Origin of the sequence: Galbibacter sp. BG1 (assembly GCF_013391805.1) — a bacterium.
In the GTDB taxonomy this organism is placed as follows: domain Bacteria; phylum Bacteroidota; class Bacteroidia; order Flavobacteriales; family Flavobacteriaceae; genus Galbibacter.
The window spans coordinates 1,155,833-1,178,562 of record NZ_CP058364.1 but is presented as its reverse complement, the minus strand read 5'-3'; the positions used below and the strand labels follow the sequence as shown (position 1 = coordinate 1,178,562).

The 22,730-nt window shown below is 38.0% G+C and carries 14 protein-coding genes; 5 read left to right on the top strand and 9 right to left on the bottom strand.

Features of this window, described 5'->3' with window-relative positions; translation table 11 throughout:
* Positions 1 to 23: 23 nt before the first annotated feature.
* The 5 genes from HX109_RS05090 to HX109_RS05070 form a co-directional block, all read right to left on the bottom strand.
* Positions 24 to 860: an alpha/beta hydrolase family protein gene (locus HX109_RS05090; RefSeq protein WP_178950120.1), complete on the bottom strand. Its 837-nt coding sequence runs from the start codon at positions 858 to 860 to the stop codon at positions 24 to 26.
* On the bottom strand, positions 850 to 3,612 hold the full coding sequence (locus HX109_RS05085; RefSeq protein ID WP_178950119.1) for a PD-(D/E)XK nuclease family protein: 2,763 nt from the start codon (positions 3,610 to 3,612) through the stop codon (positions 850 to 852). Before HX109_RS05085 ends, HX109_RS05090 begins: the two co-directional genes overlap by 11 nt.
* A 103-nt stretch (positions 3,613 to 3,715) precedes the next feature.
* Positions 3,716 to 5,068: an OmpA family protein gene (locus HX109_RS05080; protein ID WP_178950118.1), complete on the bottom strand. Its 1,353-nt coding sequence runs from the start codon at positions 5,066 to 5,068 to the stop codon at positions 3,716 to 3,718.
* A 109-nt stretch (positions 5,069 to 5,177) separates the two neighbouring features.
* Entirely contained in the window at positions 5,178 to 6,371 is a 1,194-nt protein-coding gene (gene kbl / locus HX109_RS05075) for a glycine C-acetyltransferase (protein WP_178950117.1), read from the bottom strand.
* 39 nt (positions 6,372 to 6,410) lie between these two features.
* Positions 6,411 to 9,545 (bottom strand): UvrD-helicase domain-containing protein, encoded by a 3,135-nt coding sequence (locus HX109_RS05070; RefSeq protein ID WP_178950116.1) that lies wholly within the window; start codon positions 9,543 to 9,545, stop codon positions 6,411 to 6,413.
* Between the two features lie 119 nt (positions 9,546 to 9,664).
* On the opposite strand from HX109_RS05070, the gene HX109_RS05065 reads away from it, so the two are divergent.
* Positions 9,665 to 10,273: a superoxide dismutase gene (locus tag HX109_RS05065; RefSeq protein ID WP_178950115.1), complete on the top strand. Its 609-nt coding sequence runs from the start codon at positions 9,665 to 9,667 to the stop codon at positions 10,271 to 10,273.
* An 81-nt stretch (positions 10,274 to 10,354) separates the two neighbouring features.
* On the opposite strand, the gene HX109_RS05060 is transcribed toward HX109_RS05065, so the two are convergent.
* Positions 10,355 to 11,356: a DUF4421 family protein gene (locus HX109_RS05060; RefSeq protein ID WP_178950114.1), complete on the bottom strand. Its 1,002-nt coding sequence runs from the start codon at positions 11,354 to 11,356 to the stop codon at positions 10,355 to 10,357.
* Between the two features lie 280 nt (positions 11,357 to 11,636).
* Here HX109_RS05060 and HX109_RS05055 point away from each other — a divergent pair, with 280 nt between their 5' ends.
* Both HX109_RS05055 and HX109_RS05050 read left to right on the top strand, forming a co-directional pair.
* Positions 11,637 to 14,165 (top strand): zinc-dependent metalloprotease, encoded by a 2,529-nt coding sequence (locus tag HX109_RS05055; protein ID WP_178950113.1) that lies wholly within the window; start codon positions 11,637 to 11,639, stop codon positions 14,163 to 14,165.
* A gap of 85 nt (positions 14,166 to 14,250) precedes the next feature.
* Positions 14,251 to 15,279, top strand: a complete 1,029-nt coding sequence (locus HX109_RS05050; RefSeq protein WP_178950112.1) for an LLM class flavin-dependent oxidoreductase — start codon at positions 14,251 to 14,253, stop codon at positions 15,277 to 15,279.
* Here HX109_RS05050 and HX109_RS05045 read toward each other — a convergent pair.
* The 3 genes from HX109_RS05045 to kduI all read right to left on the bottom strand — a co-directional run bounded on the left by HX109_RS05045 (position 15,266) and on the right by kduI (position 18,181).
* Positions 15,266 to 16,447, bottom strand: a complete 1,182-nt coding sequence (locus tag HX109_RS05045) for a DUF4861 domain-containing protein (protein WP_178950111.1) — start codon at positions 16,445 to 16,447, stop codon at positions 15,266 to 15,268. The two genes, HX109_RS05050 and HX109_RS05045, sit on opposite strands and share 14 nt — an antisense overlap.
* Before the next feature lie 91 nt (positions 16,448 to 16,538).
* Positions 16,539 to 17,333, bottom strand: coding sequence for a gluconate 5-dehydrogenase (locus HX109_RS05040; RefSeq protein WP_178950110.1), 795 nt, complete (start codon positions 17,331 to 17,333; stop codon positions 16,539 to 16,541).
* A gap of 14 nt (positions 17,334 to 17,347) precedes the next feature.
* Positions 17,348 to 18,181 carry a 5-dehydro-4-deoxy-D-glucuronate isomerase gene (kduI, locus tag HX109_RS05035; protein WP_178950109.1) on the bottom strand — a complete coding sequence of 278 codons (834 nt, stop codon included), beginning with the start codon at positions 18,179 to 18,181 and terminating at the stop codon, positions 17,348 to 17,350.
* Positions 18,182 to 18,412: 231 nt separating this feature from the next.
* Here kduI and HX109_RS05030 point away from each other — a divergent pair, with 231 nt between their 5' ends.
* Positions 18,413 to 19,432 carry a LacI family DNA-binding transcriptional regulator gene (locus HX109_RS05030; RefSeq protein ID WP_178950108.1) on the top strand — a complete coding sequence of 340 codons (1,020 nt, stop codon included), beginning with the start codon at positions 18,413 to 18,415 and terminating at the stop codon, positions 19,430 to 19,432.
* A 238-nt stretch (positions 19,433 to 19,670) separates the two neighbouring features.
* Entirely contained in the window at positions 19,671 to 22,667 is a 2,997-nt protein-coding gene (locus HX109_RS05025; protein ID WP_255462772.1) for a SusC/RagA family TonB-linked outer membrane protein, read from the top strand.
* The last annotated feature ends 63 nt before the right edge of the window (positions 22,668 to 22,730 follow it).

The window sequence follows — 22,730 nt, the reverse complement described above, 5'->3', positions numbered from 1 at the left end:
TTAAAAAGCACTTTATGTAAGCTTTAAAAAGCTATCGAAGTGGCAACCACTTCCCGCATATGTTCTGGCAATGTAAGTTTTTCCCATGGATGTTGTCCTCCAAATACATGATCTGCGCCATCAATTACCAAAATTTTACTATTTGCATTCCAGCTGTGCAGCGCTTTGGCTTCTTTTAAATCGACTGTTGGGTCCTCCGTGCCATGAACTATAAGAAAAGGGATGGAGAGTGCCTGTACGGCCCTTTTAATAGTAAGGCGCTCCTCATTCGCCATAAAATCTTCATAGAATTGATAAAAATGTGGCATTTGCTGCTTAGTTCGGCTATTTTCCATATAAATAACCCCTTGGTTTTTCCAGAAAGCACGAGCTTCCTCATCGGCAAAGCGCGCTTTAAAATCGCAGACACTGGCCCAAGTTACCAATTTGGTAATCCTGGAATCTTCGGCCGCCTTGATAGCTGCTATTCCACCGCCACGGGAATGACCTATCAATGTTATGCTCTTAACGTCTACACTTTCAGAGAAGTCAAATTCATCAGAGGAAACCCAATTGATAACCGTATCCAAATCATCCAATTCAATGGTAAAATTATTGAGAGCAAAAGCTTCCAAATCTGGAAAATCGATTGGTTGATCAACTGTGCCGCCGTTATGGGAAAAATTAAACTTCACGAAGCAATATCCGTTTTTAGCAAACTCCTTTGCTACCAAATCCCAATATCCCCAATCTTTGAAGCCTTTGTAGCCATGTGCGAATAAAGCCAAAGGTAAATTGGTCGAATTTTCCTCTAAGTAAATATCAGCTAGAATTGGTCGATGGTGTTTTCCCTCGAGAACAATGTTTCTTTTAATATGCATTTTTCTTTATTTCTTTTTCTTGAAATGGAATTTCTTGATCAAAAATTTCCAAAATCAAATGTTCTAATTGTTGTTTAAAAGCGGATTGGATTTCTGTGTCGATGTCAAATTTTTTATCCGTTTTTTTATTTCCCGTCTTTTCGGCAAATTGAAGAATTCCCCCTTTAAGGTTTTTAAAGGAAACAATTCCTCCTTTAAAAGTATTATATGCCGAGGCAGTCTGCATCATGTAGGCATAGCAAAGTATTTGGAATGATTTACTGTATTTATAATCTTCGGTAAGTATTTCCCAATCTTTAATTTCTACTTCTTTCTGCTCGACTTTACCGGTTTTGTAATCTATAATGTTTACGGTTCCATCCACTTCTTCTACCCTGTCTACTTTTCCACGGATGTAAATTGGGAATTTGAGGCTTTCTATGGGAACTTGTACTTTAAGGTTGTTTTCGATTTGTAGTATTTTAATTTTTTGTCCTTTTTGAAGTCGTCTTTCTTCAAAATCCAAAAAGTTCTCAATATAACGCTTCGCTACATTAAAGGCAATCAAGTTTTTTCCTCTCAAATCCTTGGTAAGGCCATACGATTTAGTGAAGTGGATGTTTACCTGTTCATCCAAGGCGGCTCTCATGGCTTTAAGATGCGATAGTGTAATGAATTGACCTTCCAAAGGCTTGTAAAAGAACTCTAAAGTATCGTGAACAATGGTTCCTAAAGTATTTGCGGCAATGGTTTCTTCAACTTCTTCAATTTCCTTAATGCCCAGTACCGATTTCATATAAAAATCAATGGGATTTCTAATATAATTGCTCAAAGAAGTTGGAGAGAATCCCTTTTCTCCAACAATTTTTAATTTTTCAAATACAGGAAGCGTTTTATGGATGGTAGCGAGCTTAAGTTGATTGTTTTGAATTATTGGACTGGCAATAATCTCCTGAATATAATGGTTCTTTTCCTTTAACATTAAAAGTTGTTGCAATAACCTGCTTTTCTCACCGCCTTCCAGCGCATCAGGTTCGGTATTGTACAACAGGTATATGTTTTTTGCCTTTTGCAAAAGCCTATAAAAGTGATACGAATAAATGGCATCTTTTTCTTTGTAGGTGGGCAGGCCGAAAGCTATTTTAAGGTCAAAAGGGATAAACGAGCTATTTGTTTTACCAGCTGGTAGGATGCCCTCGTTAACTGATGTTAAAATTACATTCTCAAAATCCAGATTTCTGCTTTCCAGCATCCCCATTATTTGTAAACCTTCCAATGGCTCTCCCTTAAAGTCTACAGTTTCGTTGGCGAGAAGTTCCACATATATTTTTTTAAGGGACTTTACCGAAGAAATCGATTTATATTCAGTATTGAAAGTTTTTAGTTGATTGAATATTTCATAAAAGCGGTATAAATATTCCAGAAATAAAGGGTTCTTAACTTCATCTTCATTGTAGGCTTTCTTTAATTCTAAAGTTGTTTCTAGGCAATGGTTTATAATGGAATTTACATTTCTTTCATCTTTTTCTAAAAATAGCGGCATCTCAACTTCATTTATATCTGTTAACGTATCATGGGAAATATAGATGAGGTTTTGTTTGTTTATTTTTTCTAAAATTTCATTGATATGCGATACATTATGCCTTAAGAGTGTTTGCGTGATTGGGGCGGACAGGATATGAATAACATCTTGGTAATACCAATTATTATCTGAAGTCTTCTCCCAAACATCAAGTAAATTCTCGAAGTAAGAAGCAAATGGCGATAAATTTAATGGAAATCCACTTGTAATGTTGGCTTTGGATATTTCGGCAGGAATACTGTTTAAAATGGCGCCTAAAAGATTTTCATTGCCTAATACCACAGCCGTATTTTTAATGGTTTTATTGGTAGAATGAAGAATTTCACCAACGTATTTGGCTTGCCCTACGTTTTTTGGCACTCCAACAATCTTGATGTTTTTTTCTTCGGAAAAATTATCACTAACAACCTTGAATGGATGGTCCTTAAAATAAGGCCAATCCTTTTTATATTTTCTAAGGAATAATCCCGCATCGTGTTCTGGGTTGTTCATAAAAGTTTCATCAATATCCCAGTAGATATCGGACGTGGTATTAGTGAGAAATTCTTGAAAGATATTTTTTTCGGCTTCGTTGAGGGCATTAAAACCAATAAAAACATGCGTTTTGTAGGTGTTGTTTTGTACGTAGAATTCTACATTCTCGTTGGCTTCTCGGTAGATCATCCCTTGGTAACCGATGCCTTTGTTTATTAAATGACTTTTAAGCTGGTGGTAATATTCGTGTAATTGTTCCCAGAATTTGAGATAGTTTTTCTGTATTTCTGTTTTTTCTTCGGTGTTGGTCCAATGAAACTGGTCGAGCTCTTTAATATTAAAAAGATGGGTAAAAAAGCTTTGGGTATCGAGAAGGTATCGGTCTACTTCGTTAAAATCTTGCAATACAGTTTGAGACCAACTGGTAAATGTAAAAAAGTCTTCTTGCTGGTCTTGTGGGGTTAGTTTTTTATAAACCTCATAAAACTCAAAAGATAATTGAATATTCGAGGCTAACTTTAGGCTTGCCAAATCTTGTATAAACTCTTCAATACTTAAAATTGTAGGAGAAACCGTGGTTTGGGTAACTATTTTTAAAAACTCGTTTTTAAGAAAGGTTACAGCCCTTTTACTTGGTAAAACCAGTACTAGGTTTTTTAAGTCTTGTGGGTGTTTTAAGTATATTTCTTTGGCTACTTGTGCAAGAAAGGAATTCATAAGGATAGTTTACCGATGCACTAAATTACCAAAATAGGAGGTAGTATAAAATAAAAAGTGCTCCGAATTTCGGAGCACTTTCTTAATATATGTTGTGAAATAATTAGTCTTTAACTAAGTTAATTTCAACTCTTCTGTTTTGAGCTCTACCATCTCTTGTAGAGTTAGAAGCGATTGGCTTAGTTTCACCGTAACCAGCAGAAGATAATCTAAATCCGTCGATACCATGATCAACTAAGTACTCCTTCACAGAAAGTGCTCTAGACTCAGAAAGTCTTTGGTTTAATTGATCACTACCAGTACTATCTGTGTGACCATCTACAGTAAACTTAGCATTAGGATACTCGTTAAGAATACCAATAATGTCTTCTAATACTTGCTTAGACTGAGGCTTGATAGTTGCTTTACCTGTATCGAATAAGATTGTTTTAGCATAGTTATTCAATGCTTTTTGAACCTCAGCAGATAATTCAGGACAACCGTTGTTAGCTACAGTTCCAGGAGTTTCAGGACACTCGTCATCTTTGTCAAGTACACCGTCTCCATCTTTATCTGGACAACCGTTTGTAGCAGCAGGACCTGCAACGTCTGGACACTGATCATCTTTGTCAGCAACACCGTCACCGTCAGAATCAGGACATCCAGCTAATTCTTTAAGACCTGGAGTTTCAGGACACTCATCTTGAGGATCAGCAACACCGTCACCGTCAGAATCAGGACAACCATTCATTTCAGCAGTACCAGCTTCGTTAGGACAAGCATCTTTAGAATCTTCGATACCGTCACCATCAGAATCAGGACAACCGTTGAAAGCTTTTAAACCAGGTACTTCTGGACAAGCATCATCTTTATCGTAAATACCATCTCCATCAGAATCAGTTCCACCGAACTTAATTGCTAAACCAGCCATGTGCTGGAAGTGAGGAGTACTGTAATCTTCGAATACGTGCTTGTAAGTAGACTGTAAAGTAAGACCTAAGTTGTCTGTAAACCATACGTTGAAACCAACACCTCCGTTAAGAGTACCAGCTCCAATCTCGTCAACCCAAGTGTAACCCCCACCAATTTCTAAGAAAGGATCGAAAACACGATCTTGTAAGAAATTGTACTTGATAGTACCATCAACACCGTAGTAAGACCAATCATCTACTTCAGTATCTCCAAGTTTATCAATTTTGTTAAGCGATCCACGAACTCCTACCGAAATTCCACTACCTACGTATTTAGAAACGCCAACGTAAGAAATAGAAGGAAGGATGTTCCAGTGATCTGATGCATTAAAATACTCGTCAAACCATGCTTCCGAAGCATAAGGTCTATCAGAATTGGTAGGATATGCATCTACTGCATTCACCCCAAAACTAATTTGCCATGGATTGTTCTGGTCTTGAGCATTCATGTTGCTAATCCCTACAAATAGGAACGCAGCAACTAGTAATTTGCTAAGATGTTTCATGTTCAATTATTTAATTTTAAGTGTTAATTTAAAGACAAATGTAAGTTGTTACAACTTATTAACAAAAACAAATATATAATTTTTTAGTTAAAATGAAAAGATATCTTACTTAAACCACTCCAAGTTTCTGTCCGACTTCTGTAAATGCGGCAATGGCCGTATCTAAGTGTTCACGGGTGTGGGCAGCCGATAATTGTACCCTAATTCGCGCTTTTTCCTTAGGAACAACAGGATAGAAAAATCCTATAACATAGATACCTTTTTCTAGAAGTGCATCGGCCATATTCTGCGATAATTTGGCGTCGTAAAGCATTACAGGCACTATGGCAGAGTCTCCATCGATGATGTCGAAGCCTGCTTTTTTCATGCCTTCTTTAAAGTATTTGGTGTTTTCTGCCAGTTGATCCCTTAATGCAGTACTTTCCGTTAACATTTCAAAAACTTTGATGGATGCCCCCACAATATTTGGTGCAAGTGAGTTGGAAAACAAATATGGGCGTGAACGCTGGCGCAATAATTCTATGATCTCTTTTTTACCAGTGGTATATCCTCCCATGGCGCCGCCAAGTGCTTTTCCTAAGGTGCCGGTAATAATATCGATACGGTCCATCACTCCTTTTTCTTCGAGGGTTCCTCTTCCTGTTTCGCCTATGAAACCTGTTGCATGGCATTCGTCTATCATAACCATAGCATCATATTTGTCGGCGAGATCGCATATTTTATCCAATGGCGCTACAAGTCCGTCCATAGAAAAGACCCCATCGGTTACAATAATTTTAAATCGGGCATTGTCTTCATTGGCTTGTTTTAGTTGTTTTTCCAAATCTGCCATATCACTATTTTGGTAGCGATAGCGTTTGGCCTTACAGAGCCTAACACCGTCTATTATGGAAGCGTGATTCAAAGAATCAGAAATTATGGCGTCCTCTGCGGAGAGCAGCGGCTCAAAAACCCCTCCATTGGCATCGAAGGCGGCTGCGTACAAAATAGTGTCTTCAGTACCGTAAAAATCGGCTATTTTTTGCTCTAGTTCTTTATGAATGTCTTGTGTGCCACATATAAAACGCACCGAAGACATTCCAAACCCATGTGAGTCCAGCGTATCTTTTGCCGCCTTAATTACCTCTGGATGCGATGAAAGCCCTAAATAATTATTGGCACAAAAATTAATTACTTTTTCTCCCGTGCTTATCGTAATTTCTGCTCCTTGCTGCGAAGTGATAATGCGTTCTTTTTTGTAAAGACCGGCTTCTTTAATGTCTTCTAATTCCTGCTGTAAATGTTCTTTTATTTTTCCGTACATCTGTCCTGTTTTTTACAAAGTTATGCAGGATTGTTATAATTACACATTTATAAGCTGAATATTATCATTTATATAGACCAATAATTTTTTGTTTACCGTGTATCCCATTTGTTCCAAAGCCTTTACATAACCTTCTATTTGGTAGGCATGTCTTTCAGATGGGATGCCTGTTTTGTAATCTATAATTACTGCATTTCCTTCCTGTACTACAAAGCGGTCTGGACGCAGTAAGTTTCCTTCGGAAGTTATAATTTCCCGTTCATTGTAAATTTCGTATTCTTGAGTAAAGTATTGTTGAAGCTCGGTATGGTTAATTAGTTTTTCAAGGTAACCGGAGTACTCTTCTTTTTCTGAGGAGGCGATTAAACCGTTGTTAATGGCATTTTCTATGGTTATTTCAATATCGTGCTCATACACAATAGAAGCCAGCAAATGGTGGTAAACATTTCCCTTATCAATAGCTTTTTGTTGCTTGGTGTCCCAAAGGGAACCTGCTTTGGTAACAAACTGAAATGAATTTCCAAACGACGAATTGCTAATAAAAGGTATGTTGGCAGATTTTTTCTGAAGGCTTCTTGTTTTTAAAAACTCGGTTTTTGGAGTTCCAATAGTGTAATGATTCTCTGTTTCCCTCCACTTCCCTTGGTCCCTCAAAAAACTTATAAAAAGTCCGCTAAACGTTTTAACGTTTTCAACTTCTTTGGCGTTAATATCCCTTTTACAAATAATGTACAATTGCGATACCGCTCGTGTTAAGGCAACATACAGGATATTTAGTTGGTCTAGTTCCTGTTTTTGTTCGTATGCTTCAATGAGGTTTTTTCCTGTTTCATTTATGTTTTGTATTACTTTTTTTCTGCTGAAAAGGGCTTGCTCGATCCCAAAAAGTTCTTTGGCCACGGGAAACCATATTTTAAAGTTTTTTTCCTTGTAGATATCAGTATCGGCAAAAGGGTAGATAACCACAGGAAATTCCAATCCTTTCGATTTGTGAATCGTCATTATTTGCACGGCATTTAGCGAGGCTGGTGCTACAATACTCAAAGAATCTTTTTTCTGTTCCCAATGGTTTAAAAAGTCAAAAATGCTATCGGTGTTTTTCTGGGAAAAATCTAAAATCTCATCTAAAAAGAACTGAAGGGCCGCTTCCGATTCTTCTGCTAGCTTAAAACAATTTATAGCGTATTCTATGGCGTTGTAGAAAGGTAATTGCAGGAAATACGTCGGATTGAATCCTTCCTCCGTAAATAATGAATCCATCTTGGAGAGGTAAGTCCGAAAAAAAGCATCGTAGTTAGGAACACTATTTTTGTCCGCCATGAACCTTAAAATACGCAATTGTATCTCTAAATCTTTAGGTTGATTGAAATACATAAGCAGATCTACTATAAAAGCCACTTTTTTATCGTTTTTCAATAAAAGTGTTTCCGATGAAATGATAGGGATTTTATGTTCAGAAAGAAAATTGGCAATCTGTATTCCATCTGCCTTTTTACGGGTAAGAATGCAAATATCTTCGTAAGAAAAACCGTTTTCAATAGTGTTTTTTATCTTCTCAAGCGTTTCAACGCAGTAGAGGTCTTCGTCGTTTTCATCATTTTCAGATTTGTCTATAAAAGTGAAATCGATATAACCACCTTTGTTTCCATTTAACTCTTGTTGACTGTGGTTTTCGAATAAATCGCGATAGGTTTTATTGTTTAAAAACTGGGAAATATGCTGAAAAAAGTGGTTGTTAAAGCTTACAATTTCGTCATTACTACGGTAATTTTTCGGTAGATTTTCAACTGTTAATTTAGCTTGAAACGGACTCTTCTCGTTGTAGAGATCTATAAATTGTTCTGCCTTGCCTCCGCGCCACCTATAGATGGCTTGTTTGGCATCTCCCACAATCATTAGCGTCCCTGTTTTTCCTCCGGGAAGCTCGGTATCCAGAGCGTTGGAAACCAAAGGCTGTATGTTTTCCCATTGCATGGTAGAGGTATCTTGAAACTCATCGATAAAATAATTCTTGTATTTTTCTCCTATACGCTCGTAAATAAAAGGGGCCGGTTGTTTGGCGATAGCAGAGGAAATAAGCTGGTTGAAGTCGGAAATCAGTAATAAATTACGGTCTTGTTTTATTTTTTGAACTTCGGAATTGATTGCGTTTAACAACGACAACGGCACCAAATTCTGATAGAAATTTTGCAGAAATTCAAGTTGACTAATTTCATTTTTTATTTTGATAATTTCTGAAGCTATCTGTGGCCGAAGAGCATCCATTACCTCAGCCTTATCTGGATGGTTTTTTGAAATTTTAGCCGCATAAAGAGGTTCTGAATCTATGTTTGTAAACCAACCTGCATCCCAACTATGGTCGAATTTTCCTGCGACTATATTTTTTAATCGGTCGTAGAGCCAACCACTTTTAAAATCGAGTCTTTCCAACCCTTTTCCTTCAAAGGTTTTCAAAAGATTTTCGGCACAGTTTAGAATAATTTTTTCTTGTTGAGCGATCATTTTTTTTAAATTGTTCCCCAATTTCTTCAAATCTTCCAAGCTTTTATTTTCCAAAGCCTTTACGTGGTCGAGATATTCTTCTTTAGAGAATAGTTTTGCTATTTCCCGTAACTCCCGTGTTATGTCCCAACTCCTATCCTCATCGGCCTTTTCAAGGGCAAAATTAATTAGCACCTCGGTGAGAAGCTCATTTTCTCCCGCTTGGTAGACAAGGTTGTCCACCGCTTCGTTGTAGAGCGCTTCTTCATCTAGGGATACCTCAAAGTTGGTGGGCAATTTTAAATCGAAAGCAAATGTTCTAAGCAGTCGATGGTTAAATTTATCTATGGTAACAATATCGAAAAAGGCATAGTTATGAAGAATTCTAGTGAGCACTTTTTTAGATCGTCTGTGTAATTCTTCAGAGGGGATTTGTAATTCTTCAGTAATTATGGAAAAAAGAGGAGTGGGTTCCGCTAAAATACCTTCATTGGAAAATTCATGCAGGTTTTTTAAAATTCTTTCTTTCATTTCGTTTACAGCCTTGTTTGTAAAGGTAATAGCCAAAACTTGCTTAAAAGCATCGAGATTGTTGCTCCCCAAAAGAATGGACAGGTATTTTTTTACAAGGGTAAAGGTTTTACCAGAACCTGCTGAAGCATTGAAAATTTGAAAAGGTGCAGAATTCAACATAAAAAGTTTATTGCAAAATAGGGAAAGTCTATCAGTTATTAACAAATTATTATCATGTTTTCGCCTGCTTTTACTTAAATTTGGATAACTAAAATTATTAACTAAAAAAAGATATACAAATGGCTTTTGAATTACCAAAATTACCGTATGCATACGATGCCTTAGAACCAAGCATTGATGCGCGTACTATGGAAATACATCATACAAAGCACCACCAAGGATATACAACAAAACTTAACGGTGCTATTGAAGGAACAAATCTTGAAGGGAAATCTATTGAAGATATCCTTGCAAATTTAGATATGAGCAACAGTGCAGTTAGAAATAACGGTGGAGGTTTTTACAACCACAGTTTATTTTGGGAAGTAATGTCTCCAGATGGAGGCGGAAAACCAAGTGGAGAATTGGCTTCTGCTATTGATACTGCTTTCGGTTCTTTCGATAAATTTAAAGAAGAGTTTACAGCTGCTGCCGGAAGCCGTTTTGGTTCTGGATGGGCATGGTTGTGCGTACATAAAGGTGGAAAAGTGGAAGTATGCTCCACTCCAAATCAAGATAACCCTTTAATGCCGAGCACGGGATGTGGAGGAACTCCAATTCTTGGTCTTGATGTATGGGAGCATGCATATTACTTAAACTATCAAAACAAGCGTCCAGATTACATTTCTGCATTTTTTAATGTAATTAACTGGGATAAGGTATCAGAATTATACGCTGAAAATAAATAATGCGAATTTTATAGGTAAAATGCATTATTGTAAAAACAGCTGCTTCTTGAAGTAGCTGTTTTTTTATGTAAGACCTTGTGATTATTTCTTTATTAAATTTTCCAGTTGGTTTGTTTTCTCTATTAGTTTCTTGGGTGCTTTAAAACGGTAGCCAATATGAAATTCTAAAAAGCTGTGCTGATCTTTAAGATCATAATTTTCTGAGGTATTATGGTAAAATGCCCTGTAATTGGCGTTTATTCCCGTAAAAAAGCCGGCGATGTTGTACCCAAGGCCTAAAGTTAGCCCCGTTTGATAATTTGCGCCCCCAGAGCTATCACCTTCACTGGGATTTATGTGGCTGTAACCTATACCTACCAAGGCGCCAGAAGTAATAATAAACCTCTTGTTTAATACCCAGTTGTAAAAATAAGCAGGCCCAATGGTAATGTCGAATACTTTATCTTTTGCTGAAGTGCCGTTGGATATCCTAGAATAAAAATAACTTAAGGTAGGCACAAAGCTCCCGGCACTTAACTGCTGCCATTCGTTTTGTTTAAAAATGGTTCTAAAGGAAAAGTTTTCATTAAAGATATAGGAAGTGTTACCGCCGACACGGGTAACCTTAAAATCGGGAAAAAGAATATTATCATTCGTTTGTGGATCATTATCCGGTAAATTGACATAAAATCCCTGTGTTTTTGTCCATTCAAAATCCTGCATCCACTTCTTGATGTAAAAACGTGTCCCTAAATTAAAATAGGTTGTTTTTCCTTTTTGCTCATTATCGTCGTTAAACTTTAAAAATGGCGGTGTGTAGCCGATGTTTATTTCCACAAAGCGGAACAGGAGCGAGAAATTAGAACGCAACTCTTGATTGGGAAGTAATAAAATATCGAAATTAGTTGCTGGGTCAGAAATTTCATAGGAATTAAAATCATCGGTAAGACCCATTCGAATGGTTATTCTGTCTGGATATTGAATTTTGTATCCCGTTAATTTTGCTACAGAATCGGTATCTTTTTCTTGCGCCCATACGCTGTAAAAGCAATTGGTGAGAAAGAATAAAATTAGATATTTACAGGTTTTCAATAATAAAGACATATTTCATAAACTTGATCAAAAATTTTAAACGATCATTAAACGGGTATAAAAAATGAAGTTACCTTATTAAAATGAAATTTTCTAAATTATTTTATTTTTAATATTTCCGAATGCCAATCTTCTGTTAAGCTTCAGGATAAATTGTTAACGCATTGCTAATCAATATTTATTTTTTCTTCCAATTTCTGTATCTTTAAAAACCTGCTCTAGCGTAAGGCTAAACCATCAAATACCAAGATCACCTAAAAACGGTTATTTGAAATTAGTATGCATTACAATTATGAGTGTAAATTTTTTAAAAAGGAATGTGTTTTTTTTGTTGCTTATTTTGGTAGCAACTGCTTGTGGCGTTTCAAAATCAGCCCAAGATAATTCCTTTACTTCATCAGAAGTTGCCTCCATCGATAAAGTAATACCGAGCGATGCAACCGTCCAAAAGGGTCTTTTTAAAGTATACAAAGTTGGAGATAAATTCTTTTTTGAAATCGCAGACTCCCTGTTGAACCGTGAAATGTTGGTAGTTTCCAGATTTGTGAAAACTCCAGGAGGTGCTGGAAATTACGGTGGAGAAGAGATTGGGGAGAAAACCATTTTTTTTGAAAAAGGTCCTTCCAATAAACTTTTTTTGCGAGTTTCCACCTTTGTAAGCGAAGCTGGAGAAGATGATGCTATTGCCAAAGCGGTAAACAATTCTAATGTTACCCCCATTTTAGAAGCTTTTGAAGTTAAGGCACGAAATAAAGAAGGAAATGCTTCGGTAATCGAGGTAACAGATTTTATAAATGGGGAAAACAATTTGTTGTCTTTAAGTTCTTCACAAAAAGATATGTACGGCCTCACCACTTTGGAAAAGGACAGGTCGTACATTCAAGAGATAAAAACCTACCCAATAAATACAGAAATTAAAACGGTAAAAACGTTCAATGCGAAGGTGTCTAAAGACCATAAGAAAAGCTTACCGGCGGCAATGCTTTCTGGCGTAGTTACGGTGGAGCTTAACAATTCGTTTATACTGTTGCCTAAAGAACCTATGAAAAAGCGGTTTTATGATCCGCGGGTGGGATATTTTGCAAGTTCTTACTATTTGTATGAAGACGATCAACAAAAAGTAGATAAAAACATTTACATACATCGCTGGAGAATGGAACCAAAAGAAGAGGATTTGGAGAAATGGAAGCGTGGAGTATTGGTGGAGCCAAAAAAGCAAATAGTTTATTATATAGATCCTGCAACCCCAAAAAAGTGGCGTAAATATTTAATACAGGGAATTAACGATTGGCAAGTAGCTTTTGAACAAGCGGGCTTTAAAAATGCCATTGTAGGAAAAGAGTGGCCAGAAGATAACGATAGCATGAGTTTGGAAGACGCCCGCTATTCGGTCTTGAGGTATTTTGCGTCTCCGTCTAAAAACGCTTACGGCCCTAATATTATCGATCCCCGGAGTGGAGAAATACTGGAAAGTCATATGGGCTGGTACCACAACCTTATGAATTTGCTGCACAACTGGTACATGATTCAAGCAGGGGCAGTAGACGAACGCGCGCGAAAAATGACCTTTGATGATGAATTAATGGGGGAGCTCATTCGGTTTGTGTCTTCTCACGAAGTTGGCCACACCTTAGGCCTTAGGCATAATATAGGAGCGAGCCATGCCACGCCAGTGGAACGCTTAAGGGATAACGACTGGCTTACCGAGAACGGACATACCAGTTCGATTATGGATTATGCCCGTTTTAATTATGTGGCTCAACCAGAAGACAGTGTTTCCGTAGAAAATTTAATGCCCCGCATCAACGATTACGACAAGTGGGCAATACAATGGGGTTATTCAGCATTTCCAGATAGTTTGTCTTCAGAAGAAGAAAAAGAAATTCTCAATAAATGGGTAGCGGATAGTGTACGAACTAATCCCAGGCTTTGGTTCGGGGGGGAGGGTAAAGATTTCGATCCGCGGTCTCAAACCGAAGATTTAGGGGATAACGCTATGGTGGCCTCTTATTATGGGATAGAAAATTTAAAACGGGTAATCCCCAACTTGGAAGCCTGGACAGAAACCAGTCCCGATGGAGATTATAAAGATTTGGATGAGATTTACAAAAATCTTTTAAAGCAATACAGCAATTACCTATTTCATGTTGCCAAGAATATTGGGGGAATTTATGTAACCCCCAAATCAAGAAGCGACGAAGGCGATGTGTACAGAGCCGTTTCCAAAGGAAAACAAAAGGAAGCATTAACGTTTTTAAATACCTATCTCTTTGAGGAACCCGAATGGCTTCTGGAAAGCAGCATTCTTAATAAAATAGAAGAACCCAATAGCAAAGCGCCCACAACCGAGCTTATGGAAAGTTTAATGATGACGCTGCTGGGGGGTAGCAGGATGAGTAGGATTTCTTTTGTGGCAGATCGCTATAGTTTTACTGATCCGTACACTCCCGAAGAATACTTAAGCGACATAAGTAATTACATATGGAGCGATTTGGATGTTTTTTACAACCCCACCGATTACCAGCGGCGGCTTCAAAAAACATATGTTGCTGATATGATTGCCTTGTACAAGCCCAATGAAGCTGAAAGCGCGATGGTTGGACTTATGGCACAATTATCCAAGGAAAAAACGTACAATACCGACATACGGTCATTGGCGCTCAATAACCTAATTAACCTTAAGCGGAGGATTACGAATGTCTTGCCCAGCGTGTCCGACGATATAGCAAGAGCGCATTTGCAATACATTTTAAAAGAAATTGAAGACGTTGTGGGTGATACTAAAGCCATAGAACCTATCTACCGGCCCATTCGGGACTAATGGTTTTTTACACTTTAATTTGTAAGTAAAGAAGGTTGAAACCGACTTCTTTTTATACACTTTTCAATACAAAATAGAAATAGTAATGTCTCAACATATAGCACAAAACACAAAATTTTCAGTTTTAGATTTAGTCCCAGTAACACAAGGGAGTTCCCCGCTGCAAGCTATGCAAAACAGCTTAGATTTGGCACGTCGTACAGAAGAATTAGGCTACTATAGATTTTGGGTGTCCGAACACCATAATATGGAAAGTCTGGTAAGTTCTGCTACTGTGGTTTTACTGGGGTATTTGGCACAAGGCACTTCTAAAATGAGAATAGGTTCTGGTGGGGTTATGTTGCCCAACCACGCTCCTTTAATTGTGGCAGAACAATTTGGAACCTTGGCCACTTTGTACCCCAATAGAATTGATTTAGGATTGGGAAGGGCTCCAGGAACCGACCAATTAACGGCGCAAGCATTAAGAAGGGGAAAGCAAGAAAGCGTACAGGATTTTCCTAACGACATTGAGGAATTACAGAGTTATTTTTCTTCGGAAAATGAAGATTCCAAGGTTCGGGCAATTCCCGGGGAAGGCTTGGATATTCCTATTTACTTATTAGGGTCGAGTACTTTTAGTGCAGATTTGGCGGCGAAAAAAGGTCTTCCATATGCTTTTGCGAGCCATTTTGCACCAGCACAATTATTCAACGCACTCGATATTTATAAAAATGAATTTAAACCTTCTGAAAAGCTTAAAGATCCCTATGCCATGGCCTGTGTAAATATAATTGCGGCCGATACAGATGAAGAAGCACATCGTCTAGCTACCAGCCTTTATCAATTTGCAATGGGAATTATAACCAATACACGCCGCCCATTACCGCCGCCTATAGATACCATGGATGAGGTTTGGACCCCCGACCAAGAGGCTATGATTAAAAATATGATGTACTTTACTTTTATAGGCTCAAAGGAAACTATAGAAAAAGAGCTTTCTAAGTTTATTAAAGCTACAGAGGTAAAAGAAATCATCGCGGTGTCTCATATTTACGATCATGGGGCACGTTTAAAATCTTATGAAATTTTGAGCGGGATTTTCGCTCAACCTTTAAAAGTTACGGCAAAGTAACTTTTAGAGGGTTGTTTACTTTTTGGGCAAAATCGGCTAGATAAGTTTCCCATTCTTTTTGATTTTGAAATTGCTTACTTTTTTTCCATCCAAAACCGGCATAATAGATAACCTCTCCATTTTCCAATTCTAATTCTGCATAAAGGTTGCTTTCGTCTTTTAGCGTGGTATCGTACTTATCGAAAGCTATGATGTTTTTTGGTTTGGTAACAATGCCTAGTCCCAATTCAGAACCGTCATGAGGCTCCCAGTAGCTCATCCATCCGTTTTCTTTATTGGTAGTCGTAACCCCTTTTTTTTCGTGCAGTGTAATTCCCGTAGAGATGGAAGAAACACCGTTAATTTTAAGCTCAAATTTTGATAGATTCTGACCGCGGTCTAGGGAAATATGTTTTTCTTCGGAAATAGATTTTCCAGAAGCGTCCCAATCAGCATATTGCAAAACAAAACTTGTACGTAATGGTCCGGTAGTAATTGTTTTCCAAGAGGTAAAGTTTTTGGAGTAGTAATAGGTCGTGTCTGCTTTTTTGGCAATACCGCCAATACCTCTACTTTTTCCAACATGAAAATTATCGAGGCCTTCTCCCGTATCTTCGTGATACGTCCCCGTTCCAGAAACATATTTTTCGTACCATTTATTGATAATGGGATACTCGACTCTTTTCAACCAAGCATCCATTCCGCTTGATAAAGTTCCACCTGGCACGCTATCTTCAATCATTTTCTGAGCTTTTGGGCCATAGGTTCTAAAGGCGACCCGGTCGTTTTCCCATGCGTAATCATCGGTACGTTCGGGCACAAAGCGGGAGTAGCACGTAGGAACGCTATCTGTTTGATAAGCTTCTTTCTTCGGAAAGATCTCAAAATCCATTTTTGAAGAAGCTTTTACCTCTGGCTGAAAAATGAGCAAGTCCCAATTGCCATCGCCGTCTTGATCTATTAATTGAGAGACGAGTTCTTTTTCTGTTACAACGTCGTTAACGCCCCAGTTGGTATATGCTTTTTGTACCTCGGTAAGCTGAAGATCGGCAAGTTTAATTTCAACCGTTTCGTTGGAACGATCTACTGGCAGCGGGTTTTCAACTTTTACAATAATGCTTTCACTTTTTTTATTGCAAGAAGTAAACGCTAAAGCAAAGCACAAAATGGAAGAGAAAAAGATTTTCATCAGTATAAATTTTGATTGGTTAAGAAATATGGTGGTTAAAAGGGGAAAAGTGATGTTTCTTCCCTTTTAACCATGCTCTTTCTAAATGTTATTAATCTTCGTTTGAGGGTTTACCTATGGTGGCTAAAATACCGCCATCCACATATAAAATATGTCCGTTTACAAAATTACTAGCTGCGGAAGCCAAAAAGATAGCGGCACCACCGAGATCTTCGGGATCACCCCACTTGGCGGCTGGAGTTCTGTTCACTATGAAATCGTTAAATGGGTGTCCATCCACACGGATTGGTGCCGTTTGGGAAGTTGCAAAATACCCCGGACCAATGCCATTAACCTGAATATTGTGTTTCGCCCATTCTGTAGCCATGTTTTTGGTAAGCATTTTTAGTCCGCCCTTAGCAGCTGCATAAGCCCCCACGGTATTTCTGCCTAGCTCCGTCATCATGGAACAGATATTGATTATTTTACCGCTTTTTCTGGCTATCATTCCTTTTACAACGTGTTTCGACACTATAAAAGGAGCTACCAAATCAACATCTATCACCTCTTTAAAATCGTCTACTTCCATGGTTTCAAGCGGAATACGTTTAATAATCCCGGCATTGTTAACCAAAATATCGATATTGCCCACTTCTTTTTCAATAGCTGTAATGGCCTTGGCGACTTCTGCTTCATTAGTAACGTCGAACTTATAACCGTGAACGGTTACATTTTCCTTTTTATATTCGGTTATAGCATCGTCTATTTTTTGTTGGGATGAATTCCCATTTATGACAATGGTAGCGCCTGCTTTTCCCAATTGCATGGCCATAGCCATTCCCAGTCCATGGGTTGCCCCCGTAACCAATGCAATTTTTCCTTCTAAATTAAATAGTGATAAACTCATGTATTTCGATTGTTTTATCTCAATTCTTTAATTGCTGCTTTATCCATATCGGCATAATCCAAGTTTTCGCCGGCCATTCCCCATATAAAACTATAGTTGGAAGTTCCCGACCCTGCGTGGATAGACCAAGGTGGCGAAATAATGGCTTGGTGATTATGCATCCAAACATGCCTTGTTTCTTGCGGTTGCCCCATAAAATGACAAACAGCTTGGTCTTCTGGCACATCCAGATAAAAATACACTTCCATTCTTCGGTCGTGTACATGGGCTGGCATGGTGTTCCAAACACTTCCTTTTTTCAGCTCGGTAAGTCCCATTTGCAATTGGCAAGTTTCTACAATGCCCCCAATAATAAGTTGGTTTACGGTACGGTCGTTTGCCGTTTCTAATGATCCTAGCTCCAATTTGTTTGCTTCTTTCATACCAACTTTTTTAGTTGGATATTCCTTGTGGGCAGGAGCAGAGTTTAAATAAAATTTTGCCAGATTTTTGGGGTCAGTACTTTTAAAAATAATTTCCTTTTTGCCTCTCCCAACGTAAAGTGCTTCTTTATGTTCTAAGATGTAAACTTCTCCATCTACAGTCACTTCACCTTTGGCACCAACATTTATAATACCAAGCTCCCTTCTCTCTAGAAAGAAATCGGCTTTAAGCGGATCTATAGGTTCTAGTTTTAAAGGTTTTTTGGGTACGGCAGAACCGGCGATGTACCTATCGTAATGGGAGTACGTAAGGTTGATTTCATCCGTAGTCATTAAATCGTCAATTAGAAAAGTCTCGCGAAGCGCCGAAGTGTCCATTTGTTTTACTTCATTCGGACTGGAAGCATATCTGCTGTTATATATCATAATATGGTTTTATTCAAAATTCAATTATCTATAGTGCAATGTAAACAAAATTATATATTTTTACAATCGATTGTATAATTTATAACATTTATTAAGTGTGAATAATTTAAGAAATTGATAATTGAGAGCTTTTTTTTGTTGTAATTATACAAATACAATAAACTTAAAAGAAATATTTATCTTTAGTGCCAATTAGGTAAATTACTACCATTTGTAAATTAGTTCCCGTTAATGAAAAAAAATAAGCCTACGATTCATGAGATTGCCAAGCTCTTGAAAATAGATAGTTCTACCGTCTCGAGAGCTTTAAATGATAGTAATTTAGTCACTCAGAAAACAAAGGATAAAGTTCTTAAAAAGGCAAAAGAGATTGGATATCAACGCAATTTATTGGCTTCGAACCTTAGAAAAAGCAAATCCAATACTATAGGCGTTATTGTCCCTAGGATTAGCCGACACTTTTTTTCTTCCACCATTGCTGGGATTGAGGAAGCAGCTTACGCTCATGGTTACAACGTGGTAATAGCACAATCCATGGAGAAGTTGGAGCGGGAAAAAAGAATTGTGGGAAATTTAATATCCAATAGAGTGGATGGCGTTTTGATCTCTGTGTCTATGGAAACAGTCGATTCGGAACACCTAAAAAAATTCGATGAAAGTAATATTCCATTGGTTTTCTTTGATAGAAGCTTGTCTGATATTGACTCTAGCAAAGTTTTAATCGATGATTATAAAGCATCTTTAGAGGCTACAGAACATCTCATAAATATAGGTTGTAGAAATATTGCTCACCTTTCTGGCCCAAAGAATCTGAATATCTATAAAAACCGATTAAAAGGTTATAAAGCTGCATTGAAACTCAATGATATTCCTTTCGATAGAGATTTGGTGTTTACTTCTACGCTAAACCAAGAGGACGGTTATGAGTTGGCAGGAAAGATTTTGAACTACAAAAAGAAGGTTGATGGGATTGTCTCGGCAAATGACTTGGCTGCTATTGGGGCTATGAAAAAAATAAAAGAGGCTGGGAAGAGTGTTCCAAAGGATGTGGCTGTTGTAGGTTTTAGTAATGAGCCCATGTCTGCGGTAATAGAGCCAGCGCTCTCCACGGTGGATCAGTCCGGTTATGATATCGGTAAAATTGCATGTAATTTATTGATTGATAGCTTAAAGGAAGGTAAATCTAATGTCACCGCAAAAACAGTTACGCTGAGTCCAACCTTGATAAAAAGACAGTCCACTTCGAGGTGATGTGATTTCTCAAGGCCTTGAATGCTAATTTGCTTACAAAACACTTCTTATTTTGACGATTGCATGTTCTAGCGCACATTTTTTTATCAATTATTTATTACAATCGATTGTATTTTAAATTATGGTTTTGTATTATTGTGAAGAATTAACTAACATTTCACAATTAATCAATATGAAAAAACAATGGCTACTTAAAATTTTGACGCCGGACGAAACCTACTTATTACTGTGTTTTTGTATGCTGTCATTATTCGTAAAAGCATCTAATCTCGACATGTTGTCGTTCCAAGAGACGGTATCTGGTGTTGTTGCCACAGTAGACGGAACTCCATTACCAGGAGTTGCGGTGACCTTGAAAGGGACCTCTACTGGTGTTGTTACCGATTTTGACGGGAACTATCAAATAAATGTAAATAGCGACAATCCGACCTTGGTATTCAGTTATATCGGTTTTACCACAAAAGAAATCTCCGTAAACAACCAAACAACCATTAATGTAACACTTCAAGAAGACGTATCCCAATTGGATGAAGTGGTTGTTGTAGGCTATGGAACACAGAAGAAAAGTGATATCACTGGCGCTGTATCTTCAGTTAAGTCGGAAGACCTTGTAGCATACCCTGTTCAAAATGCGGAACAAGCGTTACAAGGGCGTGTTGCCGGGGTGAATATTCAAACAAATAATGGTGGAGAGCCTGGTGCGCCCCTAAAAATAAGAATTCGTGGTGGTACGTCCATCAACGCTGGGAGCGATCCATTAATAGTTGTAGATGGTTTTGTTGGAGCCCAAATGCCTCCTGCGGAAGATATTGCTTCCATGGAAGTATTAAAAGACGCATCTGCTACCGCTATCTACGGTTCTCGTGGTGCAAACGGTGTAATTATGGTAACTACCAAGAAAGGAAAGGTAGGAAAAGTATCCATCGAACTAAACTCTTCTTACTCGCTTCAAGAAGTGACCAACGAGCTAGATATGCTAAACGCCGAACAATTCGCTCAATATAGAAGCTCTTACAGTTCTAGCTATGTGCAAGGTCCCGCCAATACCGACTGGCAAGATGAAATTTACAGAGCTGGTGCAATTGCCAACCACCAGGTATCTGTTTCTGGTGCCACTGAAGATGTAAATTATTACGTTTCTGGAACTTTTTTCGACCAAGAAGGGGTTGTGCTGGGTTCTGATTTAAATCGTTTTTCTTTCTTGAGTAACGTAAATGTTCAGGCAACCGATAAATTAAAAGTTGGGATGAATCTTTTCGGTAATAGAATTTCAAAAGATGGGGTTCCCACACAAACAGGAAGCGGAGGAACAGGACAGGCAGATGTTATTTCTTCCATTTATAGATTCGCACCAGATTTGGGCATCTATGATGCGAATGGTGACTTAACTATCAATTCTCTAGGTGATGACATCGACAACCCGTTTGCTGTTGCAACTTTGAATGTAAACGAAAGAACTTCCGATTTATTTAGAGCTAACCTTTTTGCTGAATTGGAAATCTTTAAAGGACTTTCCTTTAAAACTACTTTCGGTTTTAATACAGGAAATACTATGGAGGGAAGGTTTGTGCCTTCAACCCTATTGGCCGGTGCCGGTGTAGGCGGAGAAGCCAATATTACAACTAGCAAGTCAACAGATATTATTTCTGAAAATTATTTAACATACGACCGCACTTTCGGAAATCATGCTTTAACGATTTTAGGTGGTTATTCTTACCAAAAGAATAAAAATGAATTTTCCTATGCTGCATCACAAGGTTTCGTAACCGATAACGTTTCCTATAGAAATCTTTCTGGAGGTGCTGTGTACCTAAGACCTAATTCGGGATTAAGCGAAATCGAGTTGGTTTCTATGTTTGGGAGATTGAATTATGGTTTCGACGATCGCTATTTGATTACCTTTACAGCAAGACGCGATGGTTCGTCTAACTTCAGTAAAAACAACAAATACGCATTCTTTCCATCTGGAGCACTTGCTTGGAACATGAGCAATGAAAGCTTTTTGGAGAACAGCAACACGATTTCCAATTGGAAGTGGAGAGGTAGTTACGGATTAACCGGTAATCAAGCGATTCCTGCATACGGAACTTTGGCCAGATTTTCTGAAATCTATACCGTAATTGGCGAGAATATCGTGAACTCCGTAGCCGTTACAGATTTCGCAAATGATAATCTGAAATGGGAAACTTCTTACCAATTAAATGTTGGGGTAGACTTAGGCTTTTTCGGAAACCGATTAAACACTTCTTTTGATTACTACAATATTGAAACCAAAGATTTATTGTTCTCTAGACCGCTTCCTGAATACAGCGGATTGGAAAACCCTACACAAACACAAAACATCGGTTCTTTAGTAAATAAAGGGTTTGAAATCTTCATCAGCAGTAAAAACATCTTGAACGAAAACTTTACGTGGACGACAGATTTTAACATCTCCAAAAACACCAATGAAATTACCAAACTTCCAGATGGGGAAGATATCATTTATTCTTCTGCTCCAGGACACTTTTTACAAGGGGAGTCGCAAATTCTTAGAGAAGGAGAACCTGTTGGGGCATTCTTCGGTTACATTTACGATGGTGTAATTCAAGCTGGTAATAACATTCCACAAGGGTTTGAAAACCAACCTGGAGGTGAACTTCTAAGGGATATTGCTGGTAGAAATGCCGATGGGGAAATTATAGACACTCCAGATGGTATGGTAAATTCTGATGATAAAACTATCATTGGCGATCCAAATCCTGACTTTACAGGAGGTTTAAATAATACATTTACTTACAAAGGTTTGGATTTAAATATTTTCTTTCAAACAGCCATCGGAGGCGATATTTTGGACTATACGCTGTTAGAACTTGGTTCTGGGGATTCTAATGCTACTACGGAGGTTCTGAATGCTTGGACTCCGACAAACACCAACACCAATGTTCCTTCTGCGGCTGTTAGGGAAAAAAGGATTACATCCAGATACATCTACGACGGAAGCTATGTGCGACTTAAAAACGTATCCTTAGGCTACAGCCTTCCTTCTCAAGTTGTTGAACGTTTAGGGGTTCAAAACCTAAGATTTTACATCAGTGGTCAAAACTTGTTAACCTTTACCGATTATCCAGGTCTGGACCCAGAAACTAGCTATCGAAGCAACGGAGGTCAAGGAGCTAATACAAATTTAGGATTGGCCTACGGAAACTACCCGAATGTAAGGTCGTTTACTTTAGGAATGAACTTGAAGTTTTAAAACGGATTAATCACTAAACGTTTATAAGCTATAATCTAGATACAGAGGATAACATTAAAACAT